Source organism: Streptosporangium sp. H16 (genome assembly GCF_051918855.1).
Lineage (GTDB): Bacteria > Actinomycetota > Actinomycetes > Streptosporangiales > Streptosporangiaceae > Streptosporangium.
This window is the reverse complement of record NZ_JBPXMD010000007.1, coordinates 1-20586: the sequence shown is the minus strand read 5'-3', so window position 1 is coordinate 20586 and position 20586 is coordinate 1. Positions and strand designations below refer to the sequence as shown.

General features: G+C 70.1%; 17 protein-coding genes and 1 pseudogene. 6 read left to right on the top strand and 12 right to left on the bottom strand.

Features of this window, described 5'->3' with window-relative positions; translation table 11 throughout:
• Positions 1-37: 37 nt before the first annotated feature.
• The 7 genes from ACTOQ2_RS13520 to ACTOQ2_RS13490 form a co-directional block, all read right to left on the bottom strand.
• Positions 38-1546 (bottom strand): WS/DGAT/MGAT family O-acyltransferase, encoded by a 1509-nt coding sequence (locus tag ACTOQ2_RS13520; RefSeq protein WP_440099915.1) that lies wholly within the window; start codon positions 1544-1546, stop codon positions 38-40.
• Positions 1547-1876: 330 nt separating this feature from the next.
• Positions 1877-3562, bottom strand: coding sequence for a DNA polymerase/3'-5' exonuclease PolX (polX, locus tag ACTOQ2_RS13515; protein ID WP_440099914.1), 1686 nt, complete (start codon positions 3560-3562; stop codon positions 1877-1879).
• Between the two features lie 105 nt (positions 3563-3667).
• Positions 3668-4345: a cupin domain-containing protein gene (locus ACTOQ2_RS13510; RefSeq protein WP_440099913.1), complete on the bottom strand. Its 678-nt coding sequence runs from the start codon at positions 4343-4345 to the stop codon at positions 3668-3670.
• Between the two features lie 78 nt (positions 4346-4423).
• Positions 4424-5263, bottom strand: a complete 840-nt coding sequence (locus ACTOQ2_RS13505; protein WP_440099912.1) for a PmoA family protein — start codon at positions 5261-5263, stop codon at positions 4424-4426.
• Positions 5254-6285: a Gfo/Idh/MocA family protein gene (locus ACTOQ2_RS13500; RefSeq protein ID WP_440099911.1), complete on the bottom strand. Its 1032-nt coding sequence runs from the start codon at positions 6283-6285 to the stop codon at positions 5254-5256. Before ACTOQ2_RS13500 ends, ACTOQ2_RS13505 begins: the two co-directional genes overlap by 10 nt.
• Before the next feature lie 130 nt (positions 6286-6415).
• Positions 6416-7687 (bottom strand): glycoside hydrolase family 30 protein, encoded by a 1272-nt coding sequence (locus tag ACTOQ2_RS13495; protein ID WP_440099910.1) that lies wholly within the window; start codon positions 7685-7687, stop codon positions 6416-6418.
• Positions 7688-8010: 323 nt separating this feature from the next.
• The gene (locus ACTOQ2_RS13490; protein WP_440099909.1) at positions 8011-9021 is read right to left on the bottom strand and encodes a LacI family DNA-binding transcriptional regulator; all 1011 of its coding nucleotides are present in this window, start codon (positions 9019-9021) and stop codon (positions 8011-8013) included.
• Between the two features lie 174 nt (positions 9022-9195).
• On the opposite strand from ACTOQ2_RS13490, the gene ACTOQ2_RS13485 reads away from it, so the two are divergent.
• The 5 genes from ACTOQ2_RS13485 (at position 9196) to ACTOQ2_RS13465 (ending at position 15876) form a co-directional block, all read left to right on the top strand.
• Complete coding sequence (locus tag ACTOQ2_RS13485) at positions 9196-10494, top strand: extracellular solute-binding protein (RefSeq protein ID WP_440099908.1); 1299 nt, start codon at positions 9196-9198, stop codon at positions 10492-10494.
• Positions 10495-10512: 18 nt separating this feature from the next.
• Positions 10513-11493, top strand: a complete 981-nt coding sequence (locus tag ACTOQ2_RS13480) for a carbohydrate ABC transporter permease (protein WP_440099907.1) — start codon at positions 10513-10515, stop codon at positions 11491-11493.
• The gene (locus tag ACTOQ2_RS13475) at positions 11490-12314 is read left to right on the top strand and encodes a carbohydrate ABC transporter permease (protein ID WP_440099906.1); all 825 of its coding nucleotides are present in this window, start codon (positions 11490-11492) and stop codon (positions 12312-12314) included. Before ACTOQ2_RS13480 ends, ACTOQ2_RS13475 begins: the two co-directional genes overlap by 4 nt.
• Before the next feature lie 36 nt (positions 12315-12350).
• Entirely contained in the window at positions 12351-13724 is a 1374-nt protein-coding gene (locus tag ACTOQ2_RS13470) for a glycoside hydrolase family 5 protein (protein WP_440099905.1), read from the top strand.
• A gap of 517 nt (positions 13725-14241) precedes the next feature.
• On the top strand, positions 14242-15876 hold the full coding sequence (locus ACTOQ2_RS13465; protein ID WP_440099904.1) for a glycoside hydrolase family 43 protein: 1635 nt from the start codon (positions 14242-14244) through the stop codon (positions 15874-15876).
• 102 nt (positions 15877-15978) lie between these two features.
• Here the strand turns inward: ACTOQ2_RS13465 and ACTOQ2_RS13460 are convergent, their stop codons facing one another.
• From ACTOQ2_RS13460 to ACTOQ2_RS13445, 4 genes are all read right to left on the bottom strand, one after another.
• Complete coding sequence (locus ACTOQ2_RS13460) at positions 15979-16473, bottom strand: hypothetical protein (protein ID WP_440099903.1); 495 nt, start codon at positions 16471-16473, stop codon at positions 15979-15981.
• Between the two features lie 469 nt (positions 16474-16942).
• Positions 16943-17440, bottom strand: coding sequence for an HAD domain-containing protein (locus ACTOQ2_RS13455; RefSeq protein ID WP_440099902.1), 498 nt, complete (start codon positions 17438-17440; stop codon positions 16943-16945).
• Positions 17437-17640 (bottom strand): hypothetical protein, encoded by a 204-nt coding sequence (locus tag ACTOQ2_RS13450; protein ID WP_440099901.1) that lies wholly within the window; start codon positions 17638-17640, stop codon positions 17437-17439. The genes ACTOQ2_RS13455 and ACTOQ2_RS13450 overlap by 4 nt, the downstream gene beginning before the upstream one ends.
• Positions 17641-17871: 231 nt before the next feature.
• Positions 17872-18339 (bottom strand): SRPBCC family protein, encoded by a 468-nt coding sequence (locus ACTOQ2_RS13445; protein ID WP_440099900.1) that lies wholly within the window; start codon positions 18337-18339, stop codon positions 17872-17874.
• Between the two features lie 294 nt (positions 18340-18633).
• Between ACTOQ2_RS13445 and ACTOQ2_RS13440 the strand changes: the two genes are divergently transcribed.
• Positions 18634-20064: a serine hydrolase domain-containing protein gene (locus tag ACTOQ2_RS13440; protein ID WP_440099899.1), complete on the top strand. Its 1431-nt coding sequence runs from the start codon at positions 18634-18636 to the stop codon at positions 20062-20064.
• A 130-nt stretch (positions 20065-20194) separates the two neighbouring features.
• Here the strand turns inward: ACTOQ2_RS13440 and ACTOQ2_RS13435 are convergent.
• Positions 20195-20586 (bottom strand): annotated as a pseudogene (locus tag ACTOQ2_RS13435) (phenylacetate--CoA ligase family protein); the annotation flags it as partial.

The window sequence follows — 20586 nt, the reverse complement described above, 5'->3', positions numbered from 1 at the left end:
GCCCCCTCCCGCCCTTCTCCGGGTGGCGCCCCCGCTCTCAGACGGGTGCCATCTCCCTGGCCGGCACGGGCGGTCCCGCCGGGTCGATCCGCCCGGCCGGGGGCGGCTCGACCTGCTCCATCAGCTCGTCCATGGCCTCCCGCAGGTGGCCCATGAGCCGCCACACGTCGGCCACCCGGTCCGGGCAGGACAGGATGCCGAAGTCGAGCGAGCCGTCGTAGGAGAAGCAGGTGATGTTGACCCCGCCGCTCACGTCGGTGAGCACCGACATGGGGTGGTAGGCGAGCACCCTGGCCCCGCACAGGTACAGCGGGAGCTGCGGCCCCGGCACGTTCGAGACGATCAGGTTGATCGGCGGCAGCACGATCGAGGCCAGCCGGAACACCGCGGAGGTCGCCAGCGCGGTGACGGCCGAGGGCAGCATCGACGACAGCTCGCCCAGCCAGGCCGTGGGGGCGCCGGCGAAGCGCCGCTTGGCGCTGAGCATCGTGCCCGCCATGACGCGCAGGCGCTCGCGGGGACAGGCCAGGTCGGTCGGGATCGGGGTGACCATGACGGAGATCTGGTTGCCGACCACCTCCCGCGCGCTCGCGGTGCGGACCGCGACCGGGACCGCGGCGATCAGCGGCCGGTCGGGCAGCGCGTCGCGCTCGCGCAGCCACGCGCGCAGCGCCGAGGCGCACAGCGTCATGACCACGTCGTTGACGCTGGCCCCCGCGCTCCTGGCCACCCGCTTGACGTCCGCGAGCGGGATCGACCCGTAGGAGAAGCGCCGCTCGGCGCCGATCGGGCCGTTGAACGGGGTGCGCGGCGCGGTCAGCATGGGCGGCTCGGGCGGCTCGGTCTCCCTTCCCGCGATCAGCCGGGTGGCGGCGGCCACCTGCCGGGCGCCGGGCAGCGCCGAGGTCAGCGGCATCGTGTCGAGCTCGGCCGCCATGCGGCCCAGCGAGTACAGCGTCCTGGCGGGCTGGAGCACCGTCCTGGCCACGGCGCCGGCGAGCATGCCGGCCAGGCCGGGGGCGGTGGTCCGGGGTCCGGGCGCGGGCCGCTCGACGGCACGGGGTTCGGGCGTGAGGTCCAGCAGCGCCGCGAGCAGCTCCGCCCCCGACACCCCGTCGATGGCGCAGTGGTGGACCTTGGCGTACAGGGCGACGCGGCCTCCGGTCAGGCCCTGGATGAGGTGCATCTCCCACAGCGGGCGGTCCCGGTCGAGATGGCGTTCGTGGATCCTGGCCACCTTCTCGGCGAGCTGGGCGTCGTCGCCGGGGCCGGCGAGGGTCACCTCGTGGACGTGGCCGGCGACGTCGAGCTCGGGGTCTTCGGTCCAGTACGGCCGGTCGAGGCCGAACGGCACGGTGGCCAGGCGCAGCCTCAGCGCCGGGGCCAGGTGCAGCCGCTCGCGCAGCAGCCGGACCAGGCACTCGCGGGTGACGGTCCCGAGGCTGGAGCAGGCGGGGTCGAGGATGGCCAGTCCCGCGACGTGGGCAGCCGTGGTCGCCGACTCGGCGTGAAGGAACTGCGCGTCGAGCGCGGTCAGCTGGCGCATCGGTCGGGCCTCCTGGCGGAAAATGCGAGAAATCGGAGAACACGTGTTGCCATCATCACGTCGGCACGTTTCCCTCTCGTTTCCTCCGTAGGACCTCCGGCGTCTTTCGGGCGTCTTCTCTGGCGAGGTGCGGAGGCCCGCCGATCATCACTTTCCGTAACCTTCCCATTTCGCATGGTAGGCATGCCTTCTGGGCGGGGTGATCCCGGCGATCTTTTCCGAAGCCGATACCCGTCCGTGGGCGTCCGGCGCCGCCCAGATTACATATATTTCCTACCGAATAGATAGGTAAAAAGCGGGGGTGGCACGCCCCCGCCTCCGGCCGTCGCCTCAGCGGCCGAGGAAGGCCAGCAGCCGCTTCAGCGGCCAGGTGTTGATCACGTCGTCGGTGGTGAGCCACCCGCGCTGGGCGACGCCGATGCCGAACCGCTGGTTGTCGAGGTGCGGGACCGCGTGGGCGTCACTGTCGACGGAGAACTTCACGCCGTGGTGGTGCGCGAGCCGCACCAGGTCGGCGGGGAGGTCGGAACGGTCGGGGAAGGAGTCGATCTCCATCGCGGTGCCGGTGCGGGCCGCGGCGCGGAACACCTCGTCCCAGTCGGCGTCCACCGGCGGGCGGATGCCGATCCTGCGGGTGGTCGGGTGGCCGATGATGTGCACGTGGGGGTTCTCGCAGGCGGCGACGAACCGCCGGGTCATCTCCGCGCGTGACTGGTTGAAGTGCGAGTGGACGCTGGCCACGCACACGTCGAAGCCCTCCAGCACCTCGGCCGGCCAGTCGACCGAGCCGTCGGGGGCGATGTTCAGCTCGCTGCCGTGCAGCAGCCGCATCTTCGGGTATTTCTTCTGCAGCGCGTGGATGCGCTCGCGCTGCTCCAGGGCCTTTTCCAGCTTCATCCGGTGCATCGCCAGGTCGGGCGCGTGGTCGGTCACCGCGTAGTAGGAGTAACCGCGGGCCGCGGCGGCGACGACCATGTCCTCGAGGGAGGCGATGCCGTCGGTGAGGTCGGTGTGGGTGTGCAGGTCGCCCTTGAGATCCTCGACGGTGACCAGCTCGGGCAGCTCGTGCTTGAGCGCGGCGGCGATCTCGCCGCCGTCCTCGCGCAGGGTCGGCGGGATCCACTCCATGCCGAGCGCCTCGAAGACCTCCTCCTCGGTCGCGGCCGCGATCACCCGGTCGCCGTCGAACAGGCCGTACTCCGACAGCTTCCAGCCCTTCTTCACGATGATCTCCCGCAGGTGCACGGTGTGCTCCTTGGAACCGGTGAAGTACATCATCGCGGCGCCCCACGACTCGGCGGGGACCAGGCGCAGGTCGACCTGGACGCCCTGGGCGGTGCGGATCGAGGTCTTCTTCTCCCCCGAGGCGACGACCTCCGCGACGTAGGGCTGGGCCTTGAAGTCGTCCATCAGCGACTCGGGGCCGACCACGAGGACGTCGATGTCGCCGACGGTGTCCTTCATCCGGCGCAGCGACCCGGCGTAGGCGATCCGCTCGGCGCCCGGCAGCGAGGCGATGACCCGCTCCGCGAGGTCCATCGCCGTCCCGGTGTGCATCCTGGCGCTGTGCTCGGCCAGGTGCTCGACACCTTTGAGGAGGTTTTCCACGGTCTTGGCGCCGAAGCCCTTGACGCCGTCGAGGCGCCCCTCGCCGATGGCCTTCACCAGGGCCTCGGGGGAGTCGATGCCCAGCTCCTGGAAGAGGAAGACGGCCTTCTTCGGCCCGAGCGAGGCCACCCGGGTCAGCCGGCGCACCCCCTGGGGGACCTTCTCCCGCAGGTCGTCGAGCTGGCGGAAGCTGCCCCGCTCCAGGTATTCCTCGACCTTCTTGGCGATCGCCTCGCCCACCCCGGACACGCTCCGCACGGGCACGGTCGTGATGTCGTCGGGGAACCCCGCGATCGCCCTGGCGGCCTTCTGGTAGCTGCGGACCCGGAACGCGTCGCCGCCGTTCATCGCGAACAGCTCGGCGTACTCCTCCAGGGCGGCGGCGACGTCATCGTTAGCTCGTGCCATGTCCCCAGCCTAGAAGATCGCACCGACATTTCCCGGTTCCGGCCGTCACGTGACACCGGGCGGCGCGCGCCGCCGCGCAGCCCGGTGTCACGCCCCCCGGCTTCCTCAGGCCCCGCCCCGGTCCGGCGGGTCCTGAAAGTCCGCCGGGTAGGTCATCAGGTGGCCGCACATGCCGTCGCGGGGTACGGCGGGCACCCGGGTGACCGCGGCCTCGCGCAGGTGGGCGAGGTCGCCGCCGCGCAGCGCGGCCAGCTGGGCGCCCGTCGTCTCGGCGGCGCGCAGCGGGCCCTCGCGCCAGCGGGACTCGAAGGCGTCCAGGCGGGGGGCGACGATCGCGGCGGCGGCCTCCAGGAAGGCGGCGAAGCCCGTGCGGCCCTCGGCGCGCAGCCGCAGGAACCCCTCGACGGCCAGGTCGCGGCGTTCGCGCGGGGCCGAGCTCGCGGCGGCGGCGTACCGGGCGGGATCGGCGAGGACGTCGGGGGGGAAGGTCAGGACGGCGTCACCGGCCTCGGGCAGGCCGCTGTTCTGCATGAGGATCACGATGCGCAGGCCGCCGCCGTTGACCAGGCGGTGGACCGTGCCGGGGGTGAACCGGACGACGGAGCCGGGAGCCAGCGCCGTCTCCTCGTACCCGTTCCAGGTCAGGGTCTGCACGCTGCCGGAACCGGCCACCACGGTGTAGGCCTCCGCGCACAGCGTGTGCAGGTGGGGCGAACCTCCACGCAGGCCGTCCTCGGTGGGCCAGTCGTAGACGGTCAGATCGCTCACGCCTGTGCCGAACACGGGTGCTCCTCACTCCTGCCGGACATCTCTGCCGGACATCTGTGCCGGACATCTTCGCCGGACGCGGCGCCGGGCCGGTCACGCCGGTTGCGGGTACGGGTGCTCCTTGACGTACGCCTCCAGCCGGGGACGGTCCCACGCGCCGGTGGCCACGACCATCCGGTAGCTCAGGCGCAGCGTCGCGCCGGGCGGCAGGACCATCTCGCGGTGGAACGCGATGGACGGGTTGACGGCCGCGAACGGCGTCGTGCGGACGAACCAGACGGTGGGCAGGGCACTGTGGAACAGCAGGGTGGACGAGCGGTCCACCTCGTCGTGGCGGCCGGTGTAGGCCAGCCACGCCGACTCCTCGCCCATCATCTCCGGCCCCTCGCCGCTCTCGGCGATCACCTCCCCGTGCTCGAAGGAGCGGGGCCCGCGCCAGAACAGGCCGCAGTACCCGGCCATCGGGCGGCCGTTGGTGGTGGGGCTGCCGAAGACCAGGTCCCTGCCGCGCACGTTGGTGATCGAGGTGGACAGCTCCAGCGCCCAGGAGTCGTCCAGCACGTCGCGCACCTCGAAGGTCCTCACCTCGTCCACCCAGTGCTCGCCGCCCTGGGTGTGCCAGGTCAGGCGCTCCACGCCGGGAGAGAGGAACTCCTCGTGCCGCATGGTCCCGTTGTTCGGCAGGTCCACGTACCCGGCGGCCTCGCGGACGTAGCTGCCGCCGCCCCAGAAGTTCTCCCCCGACAGGTCGGAGACGGTCATCTGCAGGCCCTTGTGCCAGCGGTGGTCGTGCGGGCGGAAGGTGCTGACCACGTCTCCGGCCAGGGTCCTGATCGGGTGGAAGTACGGCTTGGGCGACTCGAAGACCGGGGTCTTTGGAAGGTAGACGTAGCGCAGGATCTCTACGCCGCGCTCGGTGAAGGTCAGCTCCATGCGGTTCCGTCCAGCCGGTGGTAGAAGGGATGGTCGGGGGTGAGGTCGGAGCGGAGCACGGGCCGGCCGGTGAACGCCGACGCGTACAGGCCGGTGATCAGTTCGAGCGCCTGGCGCCCCTCGGGGCCGCTCATGGGCGGTCGCTCGCCGCGCTCGTAGGCGTCCAGCAGCTCCGCCAGCTGCGCCTCGTGCGAGCTGGGCAGGTCCTCGGGAGGGTTCCAGCGCGCCGAGGTGGAGGTCCAGTCGGCGTTGCGGTAGCCGTACAGGTGGCGCAGCTCCACGGTCGCCTCGGTGTAGTCGAAGCGCAGGTAGCTCTCCTCGCGCGGGGACAGCACGCTGTTGACCACCGAGGCCATCGCGCCGGAGTCGAAGCGGACGGCGGCCATCGAGACGTCCTCGGTCTCGATCCGGCGGTCCAGCGTGCCGGTCATCGCGCGGATCTCCGACCAGTCGCCGAGGACCGACAGCATCAGGTCCATCTGGTGGATGCCGTGCCCCATCGTGGGGCCGCCGCCCTCGGTCTCCCACCGGCCGCGCCAGGGCACGTCGAAGTAGGCGTGGTCGCGGTACCAGGCGGTCACGCAGAGCGCGACGAGCGGGCGGCCCAGCTCGGGGGCGAGGGCGCGCAGGTGCCGCGCGCCGGAGCCGAACCTGTGCTGGGAGACGACCGAGGCGTGGCCGGGCCCCTCGGCCGCCGCGATCAGGTCGTACTCGGCCAGCGACAGGCAGGCGGGTTTCTCGGTCCACACCCAGGCGCCCGCCTTCAGGCAGGTCACCGCCTGAGCGGCGTGCAGGTGCGGCGGGGTGCACAGGTGGACGAGGTCGGGCCGCTCCGCGTCGAGCATCGCCTCCAGGGAGGTGTACGCCCCCGGGATCGCGTGCTCGGCGCAGAACGCCCTGACCCGCGCCTCGTCCACGTCCACGGCGGCCACCGCCCGCGCCCGGTGCGTCTGGGCGCGCAGCGCGGGCAGGTGGCAGATCCCCGCGATGCCGCCGGTGCCCACGATCGCCACCCGGATCATCTCGGTCCTTCCGTCTCAGAGGGTCCGGGCCGTCCGGGCGGTCCGGGTGGTTCGGGCGAGCTCCCGGCCTCCGGTCGCGGGGAGCACGATGCGCGACCGGAGACCCGGAGACCGCCCGCGGGCGGGTGCGTCACCGTACGACCACCGTCGTCAGGGAACGCGGGGCGAGGGTGAGGGTCCTGCCGGATCTCAGCCCGGAAAGCGGGGTGGCGGCGAGCGAGTGCTCGGCGTCGGTCAGGTAGGCGGTGGCCCGGCCAGGGCGCGTGGTGATCTTGGTGGTGACGGGGGCGGTGGAGGTGTTGAGGATCTCGACGACCTCCGAGCCCCCGGTGTTGCGGAAGGCGGTGACCTTCAGCGCGGGGTCGTCCGCGGCGACGGAGAGCCGGACCGCGCCGGGGCGGACGAAGCGGCTGTAGGCGGCCAGCGCCCACAGGCGTTTGGAGACGCGGTAGGTCGCGGTGGCCTCGTCGATCTGGATCAGTCCCCGGGTGGTGCCGCGCGAGGCGCCGAACCAGAAGACGTAGCCGTTCGCCCTGCCCAGGGTGAGCGAGTCGTGGATCTGCTGGGCGACCGCGAAGCCGTCGTAGCCGCTGCCGTCGTCCCACGCCTCGTTCCAGGTGGTCCCGTTGGGCGACCACTCCGACATCCACACGGGCCGGTCGGTGGGCAGCGGGCCGTCCACCGGGCTGACGTAGGGGTGCCCGGCGTGCGTGGCGACCCACCGCCGCGCGACGGGGTCGGCCTCGATGGCGGCGGTGTACTCGCGCTGCTGGGACCAGCCGGCGGCGTCGCAGCAGACCACCTTGAGCCCGGTACGGGCCGCGGTGGGGCCGAGCACCTTGACGAACTCGGCGGCCTCCTGGGGGGTGAACCGCATCGAGGCGTACGAGACGGTGAGGTCGGGTTCGTTGGTGAACCCGATGTCGGTGATCCTGATGCCTTCGGTGGCGTAGAACTTCGCGTACTGGACCAGGTAGTTCGCGTACGCCTGCCGCCACTCGGGGAGCAACGTCCCGCCGTTGCTGTCGGAGCCGTTGTCCTTCATGTAGCCGGGGGCGCTCCAGGCGTCGGCGTAGAAGCGGGTCACGCCGTAGCGCCTGGCCTCCTTGGCCAGCCAGACCTGGCCGCCGTCGTCGCCGTCCCAGACGTACTTCGGGGGCGCGCCCGGCCCGCCGGGGTCCTCGGGCTGGATGGAGGTCATCAGGTCGTACGGGCTGCCGGCGGGGGAGGAGCCGATGCCCAGGCGCAGGATGCTGAGCCCGGCGCCCTTCTCCGGGCTCAGCCACAGGTCGAGGATCTCCCGCTGCTTGGCGGCGGGCAGCGCGCGGACCAGCTCGTTACGCCGGAACGCCTGCGAGAAACCGAAGCCGTCGATCCGCTGGAGAACGCCGTGGTGGTCCACCCGGATAGGGGAAGCGCTTTCCGCCGGGGCATGACTGAACCCGAGGAGGGGAAGGATGAGGACCGGTGTCAGCAGTGCCCTGTGACGTCGAGACATGCGGAAACCCGCTTTCCGAAAGTTTCACAAGATTACCGAGACATTTCGTGTCGATTACCGTAAATGTTTCGAGAGCAGCCGTCAACAGCCCCTCGCGGCGCGGAGTGGGCCGCCGGGCGCGGGCCGACCGGGCGGGGCCGACCCGGCGGGACCGGTCGGGGCCGGTCGGACGGCGTTGCCGGGCAGGCGGCGGCCAGGTGGGGCCGAGCGGGACTGGGCGGGGCCGGTCAACCGGCCGGGCGGGCGGTGCTCTCGCGGACGAGGAGGTCGGTGGCCAGCTCCACCCGCCGCGGCTCGTGCCCGCCGCGGTCGAGACCGAGCACCATCCGGGTGGCCAGTGCCGCCATCTCCTGGAGCGGCTGGCGTACGGTGGTGAGCGGAGGCCACGCGGAACGTGCCAGCGGCAGGTCGTCGAAGCCCACCACCGACAGGTCGTCCGGGACCCGCAGGCCGCGCTGCCTGGCCGCCTCGAAGACGCCGAACGCCTGCATGTCGCTGCCGGCGAAGATCGCGGTGGGCGGCTCGTCCAGGGACAGCAGGTCGTGGCCGTGGTCGCGGCCCGAGCCGACCAGGAAGTCGCCGTACCTGATGAGCGCCGCGTCCACCGCGATCCCCGAGGTCTCCAGCGCCGCCCGGTAGCCGTCGACGCGGGCCCGGCTGCACAGCATGTCGGCGGGGCCACCGATCATCCCGATCCTGCGGTGGCCCAGCTCCAGCAGGTGGCGGGTGGCGGCCAGGCCGCCGTTCCAGTTGGTGGCGCCGACCGAGGCGACCCCGGGCGGCGGCTCGCCCTCGGGGTCCACCACCACGAACGGGATGGACCTGGCGGCCAGCTGGCCGTGCTGGTCGGCGCTGATCCGGGAGCCGACCAGGATGGCCCCGTCGGTGCGCCGGGCGGCGATCCGCTCCACCCAGTCCCTGCCGGGCCCCGCGTGGCTGTGCAGGACCGAGACGACCACCCCGGCGTCGACCTCGCGGGCCGCGGTCTCCACGCCGCGCACCAGCTCCATCGCCCACGGGCTCTCGATCTCGGTGAAGACCAGGTCGACCAGGCCGACGGGGGCGTCGCCCTGGCCGGTCCTGCGCCGGTAGCCGTGCTTGTGCAGCAGGTGCTCGATCCGCTGCCTGGTCTCGGACGCGACCTCGGGCCGCCCGTTGATGACTTTCGAGACCGTGGGCGCGGAGACCCCGGCCTCCTCGGCGATCAGGGCGATCGTCACGCGCGGCTTGGTTGGCATGCGGCGAATACTAACTGAAACCTTTCGGAGGCTTTCCCGGGGAGGTGGTTCTCGTGGTCCGGGATCACTACCGCGGGGCTATTGACGCGTAACCGCGAGTTTACCTATTCTCCGGAACACGAAATATTCGGGGAATATGTGAAATTTTCAAGCAAACTCCCGAAAGGGGATCCCATGCTGAGTCGGCGAGGCGTGGTAGCTCTGGCGGCATCCGCTCTGCTTCTCGGAGCCTGCAGTACGAGCGGAGACGGCGACGGGGCCCAGGCCGGCGCGACCACCGGCTCGGAGAAGGTCACCTTCGAGTTCTGGAACCTGGCGACGGCGGACCCCATGAAGACGTTCTGGGCCAATGCCATCAAGGAATATCAAACAGCTCACCCGAACGTCACGATCAAGAACATCTCCATCGAGAACGACTCCTACAAGCCGAAGCTCGCCACGCTCACCCAGTCGGGCAAGGCACCCGATTTGTACTCCACCTGGGGCGGCGGCGTCCTGAAGCAGCACATCGAGGCGGGCCTGGTGAAGGACCTGTCGTCCGAGGCCGGCGACGTCATCGACACCATCACCCCGGCGGCCCTGTCCGCCTACCAGTTCGACGGCAAGACCTACGGGCTGCCCACCGACATCGGCATGGTCGGCTTCTGGTACAACAAGGCGCTGTTCAAGAAGGCCGGCATCACCACCCCGCCCGCCACCTGGACCGAGTACCTGGACGCGGTCAAGAAGCTGAAGGCGAGCGGGACCACCCCGATCGCCCTCGCGGGCAAGGCCAAGTGGCCGGGCCACTACTACTGGGCCTACCTGGCCATGCGGGTGGCCGGGCTGGACGCGCTCAAGCAGGCCGGCACCACCAACGACTTCACCGGTCCCGACTTCGTCGCCGCCGGGCAGAAACTCAAGGAACTCGTCGACCTCCAGCCGTTCCAGAAGGGCTTCCTGGGCGCCGACTACTCCACCCCCGACGGCCAGTCCGCGAACGTGTCGAACGGCAAGGCCGCCATGGAGCTGATGGGCCAGTGGGCCCCGTCCGTGCAGAAGGACTCCGGCAAGGGCCTCGGCGACGACCTCGGCTTCTTCCCCTTCCCGGCGGTGGAGGGGGGCAAGGGCGCCGCGGGCGACGCGTTCGGCGGCGGGGGCGGCCTCGCCGTGAGCGTCAACGCCCCGCCCGCCGCGCTGGACTTCCTGAAGTTCGCGCTCAAGCCGGAGAACCACAGCAAGGCAGTGAAGGCCGGAGGAGTCCTGCCCGTGCTCAAGACGGGTGAGGAGGACGCCGTCACCGACCCCCACATCAAGACGGTCTCCGAGACCCTCGCGGCCGCCAGCGGCTTCCAGCTCTACCTCGACCAGGAGTACCCGCCGGCCGTCGGCCAGGAGGTCAACGACGTCGTGGCCGAGCTGATCGGGGGCACCAAGACGCCGGAGGAGGTCGTCCAGGCCATCACCGAGACGGCCAAGTCGGAGTCGGAGTAGCCGCCCGGTATGAAAACGGTGACGACGACGACAGGGCCGGACGCACGTCCGGCCCCTCCCTCCGAGAGACCCGCCGCGAGGCGGGGGCGGGGCGGCTCTCGCCGAGGTCGCGGCTGGGTCACCGCGATCCTGTTCGTCCTCCCCGCGCTGATCCTGTTCGCCCTCCTGGTGCTGCTGCCGATCCTGGTGGCCGGCTACACCAGCCTCTTCAAGTGGAACGGCATCGGCCCGCCGAGCAACTTCATCGGCCTGGACAACTTCACCCGGCTGTTCGCCAGCGACATCTTCGCCGGCGACCTGCGCAACGGCGCCATCCTCATCGTGCTGGGCCTGGCGGTGCAGCTGCCGCTCTCGCTGGGCCTGGCGGTGATGCTGAACCAGCGGATCCGCGGGCGGGCCTTCTACCGGCTGCTGTTCTTCGCGCCGTACATGCTCTCCGAGGCGATCATCGGCGTGCTGTTCTCGATGATCCTGTCGCCCGAGACGGGCATGGCCAACCAGCTGCTGGTCTCCTGGGGGCTGGAGCCCTGGACCTGGCTGTCCGAACCGGACACCGTGATGTTCTCGCTGTTCTTGGTGATCACCTGGAAGTACTTCGGGTTCCACATGATCATCTATCTGGCCGGCCTGCAGAGCATCCCCAAGGAGCTGAGCGAGGCGGCCAGGATCGACGGCGCCGGCGGCTGGGACGTGTTCCGCCACGTCACCCTGCCGCTACTCGGCCCCACCATCCGGGTCAGCGCGTTCCTGTCCGTCATCGGCACGATCCAGCTCTTCGACCTGGTCTGGATCCTCACCGGCGGCGGCCCGTCGCACGCCTCGGAGACCATGGCCGTCAGCATGTTCGAGTACGGCTTCAAGCGGTCCCAGATCGGCTACTCCAGCGCGATCAGCGTCGTCATGTTCCTGATCAGTCTCGTCTTCGCCCTCGGTTACCAGCGGTTCGTCCTGCGCCGGGACCTGGAGGGGGCCAGCACCACCATGGGGGACCGCCGATGATCGCCCGGCTCCGCACGTACCCGATCCACGCGGTCATCTGGGTGGCGGCCGTCTTCATCGTCATCCCCTTCCTGTACGGCCTGCTCGGCGGCTTCAAGACCTCCGGCCAGCTGTCGAGCAACCCGCTGGGCCTGCCCTCCCCGTGGGTCACCGAGAACTACACCGACGTGATCGTCTCCGGCGCCTTCTGGCGCCAGCTCCTCAACAGCCTGTTCATCGCGGTCGCGACCACCGTGCTGGTCGTGGGGCTGTCGGCGATGGCCGCCTTCGCCTTCGCCCGGTTCGCCTTCCGGGGGCGGGAGTTCCTGTTCACGCTGTTCGCCATCGGGCTGATGTTCCCGTTCGCGGTGGCGATCCTGCCGCTGTTCGTCCTGCTGCGCACGTTCGGCCTGCTGGACAACCCGCTCGGGGTGATCCTGCCGCAGGCCGCGTTCGGCCTTCCGCTCACCGTGATCATCCTTCGGACGTTCTTCCGGTCCATCCCCAGGGAGATCGAGGAGGCCGCCATCATCGACGGCTGCACCCCCTTCGGCTTCTTCTGGCGGGTGCTGCTGCCGATAGCCAAGCCCGCCCTGGCCACCGTCTCGGTGCTGGCGCTCGTGGCGAGCTGGAACAACTTCTTCCTGCCGCTGGTGGTCTTCAACGACCCCGGCCTGTGGACGCTGCCGCTCGGCGTCCAGCAGTTCCAGGGGGAGTACATGACGGACATCGCCAGGGTCCTGGCCTACGTCATCGTCGCGATGGTGCCCGCCCTGGCCTTCTACGCCGTCGCCGAGCGTCAGTTGATCAGCGGTCTCACCGCCGGTGCCACCAAGGGCTGACCCGAATCCCATCGCCTGAGTAGAGAGTGAGACACCATGACCCTGAGTGTCGCCGGATCGCGTCTCGTCGATTCGGCCGGCACCCCGGTACGGCTGCGTGGAGTGGGCCTCGGGGGCTGGCTGAACATGGAGAACTTCATCACCGGCTACCCGGCCAACGAGTCGGCGATGCGCGAGGCCGTCCGGGAGGTCCTGGGGGAGGACCGGGCCGAGCTGTTCTTCGACCGGCTGCTCACCTCCTTCTTCGGCGCGGACGACGCCGCGCTGCTCGCCGGGCTCGGCACCAACTGCGTCCGCATCCCGATCAACTACCGCCACCTGGAGTCCGACGACCGCCCCTTCGAGATCGTCGAGCACGGCTTCCGCCACCTGGACCGGGTGATCGGCCTGCTCGCCGAGCACGGCATCCACAGTGTCATCGACCTGCACGCCCTGCCCGGCGCGCAGAACCAGCACTGGCACTCCGACAACCCCACCCACGTCGCCGCGTTCTGGCAGCACCGGCACTTCCAGGACCGCGCCGTCCACCTGTGGGAGGCCGTGGCCGACCGCTACCGGGACAACCCCTGGGTGGCCGGATACAACCCGATCAACGAACCGGGTGACCGCAGCGGGCGGGTCGTCGGCCCCTTCTACGACCGCCTGGTCAAGGCCGTGCGCGCCGTCGACCCGAAGCACGTGCTGTTCCTGGACGGCAACACCTACTCCACCGACTTCTCGATCTTCCGTGAGGTGTACGAGAACACGGTCTTCGTCTGCCACGACTACGCCCTGGCCGGGTTCGCGCACGGCGGTCCCTACCCCGGCCACACCCGCGGCGAGTGGGTGGACCGGGCCCAGCTGGAGCTCTCCTTCGAGCGGCGGACCACCTTCCAGCGCGAGACCGGCACCCCCATCTGGGTCGGCGAGTTCGGACCCGTCTACACCGGCGACCCGGAGATCGACCGGCAGCGCTACCAGATCCTCCGCGACCAGCTGGAGATCTTCGACTCCTACGAGGCCGGCTGGTCGCTGTGGACCTACAAGGACGTCGGGCTGCAGGGCCTGGTCAGCGCCGGCGAGCCGTACATGAGCCGGTTCGGCGACTTCATCGCCAAGAAGGGACGGCTGGGCGCCGACCGGTGGGGCTCGACGATGGAGGAGTCGGCGAGCGAGCTGGCCCCGCTGCACCGGCTGATGGAGACCGAGTTCCCGTCCTGGGACCCCTACCCGTGGGGCGCCCGCTACCAGACCGACGACCTGATCCGGCACATCCTCATCGCGCAGGCGCTGCTTCCTGAGTACGCGGAGCTGCTGCGCGGCTGCTCAGACGAGGAACTGACCGCCCTGGCCGACTCCTTCGCCCTCGCCCGCTGCGTCCGGCGACAGCCGCTGCTCGACCTGCTCGCCGAGAACCTGCGCGGTGAGTGAGAACGTGCGCGCCGAGAACGTACGCGCCGAGGAACCGCGCGGCGGCGCCTGACGCACGCCCCGCTCGGCTTCGACGTCCAGGTCGACGACGCCACGGGCACCGCCCGTACGGCCGCCGCGACCTGGAACGACCCGACCTGGCGGGGCCACGTCGACACGTCGAGGTGGGGGTGTTCCAGCTCGCCAGGTAGACACGACCGCCAAGCTGCCGGGTCCGTCCTCCTCCAGAGGACAGGGCCCGGCTCCGGGGGGTGCCGGGCCCGGCCTTCAGGGGGGTGGGGGTCCGGCACCCCTTTCGGATCCGTGTTCGGAAGGTCACCTGTCTCCGGGGAACCTCCGTGACGCCCGAAGGCCCGGGGCAGGTCCCTGACCCGTCCGCCCACGCCGGCCTCGCGCGGGCCATCCCCAACCCGCTCCGGAACCTCACCGGTGCAGGTCCCTGACACGTCCGCCCACGCCGAGCCCGCCCCGGGTCACCGGGGCCCTCGAGGGAAGATCTGGCCACCAAGGGAGTCTCGTGTACGCCAATCCCGTTATCCCCGGCTTCCACCCCGACCCCTCGGTGTGCCGGGTGGGCGAGGACCACTACCTCGTCACCTCGTCCTTCGAGTGGTTCCCCGGAGTGCCGATCTTCCACAGCCGCGACCTCGTGCACTGGCGGCAGCTCGGCCACGTCCTGGACCGGCCGTCCCAGCTCGACCTGGACGGCGTACGGCCGTCCGGCGGCATCTACGCGCCCACCATCCGGCACCACGAGGGTGTCTTCTACATGATCACCACGCTGATGGACGAGCCGGGCAACTTCCTGGTCACCGCGACCGACCCGGCCGGGCCGTGGAGCGAGCCGGTGTGGTTCCCCGAGACCAGGGGCTTCGACCCCTCGCTGTTCTTCGACGACGACGGCCGCGCCTGGATGACCGGCACCCGGCCGAGAGACGCCGGGCGCTACGACGGCGACAGCGAGATCTGGCTGCGCGAGTTCGACCCGGCCACGCTGAAGCTGCTCGGCGAGGAGCACGTGATCTGGGAGGCGGCGCAGCGCGGCGGCGTCTGGTGCGAGGGCCCGCACATCTACCGGATCGGCGCCTTCTACTACCTGCTCACTTCGGAGGGCGGCACCGCCGAGGACCACGCCGTGATGGTCGCGAGAGCCGAGCGGATCACCGGACCCTACCTGGGCAACCCGCGCAACCCCGTTCTCACCCACCGCCACCTCGGGCTGCGCCACCCCATCACCAGCGTCGGCCACCCCGACCTGGTCCGGAACGCGGAGGGCGAGTGGTGGTCGGTCCTTCTCGCCACCCGCCCCTACGGCGATCTGCCGGTCCCTCTCGCTGAGGACCGTCTCCACACCGGATCCGCCGACTCCCCGGACGGCGGCTCCCGTGGTGAACCCGCCGGCGACCAGCCCACGACGGCCGCCGTCCGCGCCTCCAAGGGCTACAACCTGGGCCGCGAGACCTTCCTCACCCGCGTCCACTGGGAGGACGACTGGCCGGTCTTCGACCAGGTGGAACCGTACGCGCAGGCCCCCTCGACCCCCGCGCGCCGCTGGCCCGCCGCCCCCGCCTGCGACCACTTCGACGCCCCGCGCCTCGCACCGGTGTGGAACCACCTGCGCACGCCCCGCGAACCGTACTGGAACCTGGCCGACAGCCGTCTCACCCTGCGACTGCGACCGCAGAGCCTGCGCGAGCGGGCCGCGCCCAGCCTGGTCGCCCGGCGGCAGCAGCACATCGCCTTCGCGGCCCACACGGTGATGGAGTTCCGCCCGCGGGGGGAGGAGTGCGCCGGGCTCGTCCTGTTCCAGAACGACGACTTCCACATCACGCTCGTCCTCACCGCGCACGGCCTGGAACTCACCCGCCGCTCCGGCGGCACGGACACCCTTCTGGCCCGCGCCGACGTCGTTCCGTCCGGCCCGCTGTGGCTGGGCGTGGAGGCCCACGGCCAGGACTACCAGGCCCGCTACGCGCTGCGCCCCGGCGAGTGGACCGACCTCGCTGCCCCGGTGGACGGCCGCGTCCTCGGCTCCACCGTCGCCGGAGGCTTCACCGGCGCCATGATCGGCCTCTACGCCTCCTCCAACGGCCACCCGAGCACCAACACGGCCGCCTTCGACTGGTTCGAATACCTGCCGCTCCCGGTGTGACCGTTGGCACTCAGGCCAACTCGAACGGATGTGGTGCCGGTGAGCGGCGGGTGTCCCGCTCACCTGGCCGGCTCACGTGTCCTGAGGCAGGTCGCTCGTGGATCAGCGGTACCCGCCGTACAGGGAAACCCGCTCGTCCTTGTCATGGTCTACCTTCTCCGCCAGGAAAAGGTCGCGCCGCCATGGCTCGTGAGCGATGTTGACGGTCCACTGCTCGTAGTACCACTGGGTGCCGTAGCCGCTGAAGCGGAAGTTGGCCCGGTAACGCGCACGTTCTCCCGGGTGGAGCAGGAACACCCGGCTGGGGTGACGGTTGGTCGGGTACGCGGCCCACACCGGGGTTCGCTCCACCGCGACCGCTGCTCCGGACAGCTGGAACCGCAGCCCGTTGAGCCGCGCCGGGAACGAATGACCGTCGACCGTCGCGGTGGGCGCGTATCCGGTCCGTTCGTCGGCGAGAAGGTCGTGGACGACCAGCGGCGCGTCGGGCGTCGGCGGCAGCTCGAACGCCGAGGGAATCTCGCGCCGGCGCGTGGCCTCCTCGGCACCGCGCGCTTGCTTGGTCCACCGGATCACGATCCGCTGCACGATCACCACGCCGTCCTCCCTCGTGTCTGTCCGGTAAGCATGGATGCTAGCCAAACCGCGTCAGCGGCTCTGGTCCTGCCCGTCCCGATCGGTTCGGCCTGGACCAGCGGGCGCGCCCGGTCCGTCCGGAACGGCACGGGACGGCGCCGGACCGCGACCCGAACCGGCCCCTCGCCCGCCTGTCCATCCCGGATCCCGAGTGCCCCCGACGGAGACAGACGCCGCGCGAGGTCGTGGGGTACTGAAGGGTGGCGTGGTTGTCGGATCTGATCGTTACCGTGGCGGCACATCCGGAGCATCCGTAGGGAGCGCACACGTGAAGATCAGTCACGCCGACGTCGCCTGGCTCGCCAATGACCATGGGTTGGGCGACCTGTGGTGCCTCACCTTTGTGCGTGGGCTCGATGAGGCTGAGGCGCTTCGGCGGGTGAGCGACCACGTGGAGAGCAATTGTCAAACCCCGTGGATCGCGGGTGATTCACAGGGCTCGAAGCCATTGATCGAGGACTGTGAAGTCTTCGTCGGTGAGTCCCCGATATGACTCCACGTGGTGGAGGAGAGCCCGGCCGCTATGGTGCGCGGAGACCCACTCCCTGTCGGCGTCGGTGATCTCGTCGTCGACCCAGGCGAACGGGCGTCCTCCCGCCCAGTTCACCAGGGTCCGGGTCTTCCAGCAGAGCCCGAACCATTGGTCCTCACGTTCATGCTGGTCGGTTGACTCCGGCCAGCTCACGACGGGCAGCCGCGGCAGCCCGATCCGGGGTGCTATCTCGGCATTCGCCTCCTCTTCCCAGGTCGTCGCCCAAACAAGTTCGCAGGGCAGCGCCGCCAGCCGACGCCCCACCTCGCAGGTGAACCGCGCCGGGCGCGAGTCCGGTGTAGTAGCTCGCGGTGCGCGGTGCGGATCCTCGCCGAACGGGAGAAGCGGCCCGTCGACGTCAAGGAAGAGCAGCGGGCGTTCGGTATGGTCGGTCATCCTGCGCCGATCGGTTTGAACAGCACTTCGATCGTGGTCTCGTGCTTCCTGCCCTGCCTGCCCGGTCCGGCCGTGCTGCGAAGCAGTGGCTGGCCGTGGCTGGCGGTATGGCCCCAGAGTTGGAACCTGCGCCCACTTTGAAAAAGCTCTGTACCGGGCTCCATCTGAGATTCGGCATTGAACCATGCCTTTGTTGCCATGCAGGCAAGGTTCTCGATCTGCGGCGGTGACCGTCAAGGCGTTCCGATCCGTCTGGTTCAGTTTATGATCGCCTGTTCGAGTGGCTCCCCAAGTAGCCCCCGGAAAGCTGATGGGCCATCACCTGCCTGCCGAGTGACGCTTCTGTGTGTCCCTGCTGTTGCGCATGAGGCGAGCTTGGCAAGTGTGGGCCGGTGGTCCCGTTACACGCGGCACAGGTAACGGGGATACCTTCAATCAGCCGCGAGAGTGGCTTCGGCGACCTGCTTGATGTGCTGATTGCGAACCCGGATCAACTTTGGCATGTAGTGACGGAGAGCCAGCATTTCGGCGATCCTTCCGAGAGGACCGAGAGGCGCGGCGAATTCGATGACGTCGCGCATTGCCGTGCCGCCATGGTCGTAAGGTTGAAAATGGTGAGCGTGGTACCAGTGCTTGAAGGGTCCTGACACCTGCTCATCGACGAAATGACCAGGGCGATCGTAAGCGCTGATCGTAGACGTCATTCGCCAGCGGATGCCGAAGTGTCGTGCCGACCATGTAACGGTATCGCCCAGCTTCAAGCCACCGGTGGTCACACCTCCGACCGCTTTCTCGGAAGATCCCGCCATTGAGGCCGCGTGAACATCCACGTCCAACGAGATGTCGAAGACTCTTTCCGGTGGCGCCATGACATGCGTGACAATCTCAAAGCCTGGCATGCGTCAAGCCTAAGGCGGCGCACTCCAGCGGAACCTTCTGGGTTGCTCCCTGTCATGGCTGACCAGATGTCGCGCGGGAAACACAAACCGCGTCAGCGGTTCTGCTCCTGCCCGTTCAGATCGGTTCCATCTGGACCAGCGGGCGCAGTCGGTCCCTCCGGAACGGGGCTGAACGGGGGTTGGATCGCAACGAGAACCCTGGGAACCGGCGTTCGCCCGGTACGGGCTTCGCGTAGCCGGCGGCTCCGAGACATGTCTCGCACCTCGATCGGGAGGTTTTGTTAGGGTGCCGGGATGCCTTCTCAGCGCACCCTGCTGCCGCGGTCGACACCGGCCGCCTCGGGGATGTCGTCCCGCGCGGTCACCGCGCTGCTGGACCGGCTCGAAGCGCGATCCGTCGAGTGTCACTCCGTCATGGTCGTACGCCACGGTCACGTCGTCGCCGAAGGCTGGTGGGCGCCGTACTCGGCTGATCGCCCGCACCTTCTCTACTCGATGACCAAGTCGTTCACCTCGATCGCCGTGGGGCTCGCGATCGCCGACGGGCTGCTCTCGCTGGACGATCGGGTGGTGGACGTGTTGCCCGACCACGTTCCGGCCGGCATCTCGGAGCGGGGACGCCGCCTCACCGTTCACCACCTGCTGTCCATGACGGCCGGACACCGCACGGACAGCCTCGCCGAGGCCTGGCGCCTGGAACCGGGCGACCTGGTGAAGGGCTTCCTGCGCGTACCGTTTCCCGAGGCCGAGGGAACACGGCACGCCTACGACAATCCGACCACCTTCGTCCTGGCCCGGATGGTGGAACGGGTCACGGGCCGCGGCCTGCCGGAACTGCTCGACGAGCGCCTCTTCACGCCGATGGGCGTCGACCACGCCGAATGGGACCGGGTGGCGAGCGGTGCCGCCTTCGGATTCCACGGCCTGCACCTCACGACCGAGGCCGTCGCAGCCTTCGGCGAACTGCTGCTGCGCGGAGGCCTTTGGGGCGACCGGCGGCTCGTTCCGCGCGAATGGGTGGAGCTCGCGACCAGACGGCACATCGAGACGCTGCGCTTGGGGGACGGGTCGGGGGACGCCGACTACCTTTGCGGTTACGGCTACCAGTTCTGGGTGTCGCGTCACGGTTACCACGGTGACGGCTCCTTCGGCCAGCTGTGCGTGGTCGTCCCGTCGCACGATCTCGTGGTCGCCGTGACCGGCGCCCACACGCAGGCGCAGGCGGTGCTCGACGCGATATGGGAGTGCCTGCTGCCCGGCACGGACCACGCGGGAAGCACCCGGGACGACGAGGTCCTCGCCGATCGGCTGCGGCGGCTGTCGTTCGCGCCGGTGCCGGGTTCGGCCGCCCCGGAGCGTTCCGTCAAGGCGAGAGTCGAGGCCTCCGGCGAGGATTCGGCTCTGCCCGACGGAACCACGGTGATCGTCGATCCCGTGGACGGTGGATGGCTGCTGCGGTTCGGGTCGTTCCTCGACGTCGAGGTCGGTCACGGCGACTGGCGGGAAAGCTCGCCGCTCGGCCGCCCTGTCGTCGCGGCCGGCGCCTGGCGGGGCGACACGTTCGTCGCCGAGCTCTACGTCATCACCACCCCGCACCGGGTCCGGCTGGTGGTCGACGCCGCCGCGGGGACAGCGGCGGCGACGTGGAGCACCGTGCCCCTGACCGGCCCCAGCCTGGCGTCGCATCTGCGGTCCCCGCTGATGACACGGCCCGACGTCGCGTAGGTGACGTTGTCCGAACCGGTGTTCTCCGGCCCGGTTCGACTTCTGGTGAGCACGCTGAAAGGGCGGGTTCGTCCGCGGTGAACCCTTCGAGCCGCCGCATCGACCAAAGGACGCGTGGTCTGAGGAGCGATCACGCCCGGGTGTAGCGGTGCTTGGCGCCGGGCGGGAAGTACTCGGGGTCGCCCGTCTCGCGGAGACGGACGATCGGGGGCTGTTTCGCCGGAGGGACGTAGCCGGCGAACTCGCTGTTGAGGCGGCGCAGCTGGGCGAGGATCGAGCGGCCGATCGCCTGGGACGTCTCGTCGGAGCCGCGCAGGCCCGGCGCCAGCTCGACGGTCACCGTCAGATGCCGGTCGCGCTCGGCGTCCTCGGTCACCTCCAGCACGAACTTGCCGGTCACCAGGGTGTTGACCTCCGGCTGCTCCAGGCCGATCGCGATGTTCTCCGGGTACACGTTGGCGCCGTAGTAGGAGACCGTGAAGTGGCCGCGGCCGAAGACGTAGGCGAACGGCAGGTCCGGTC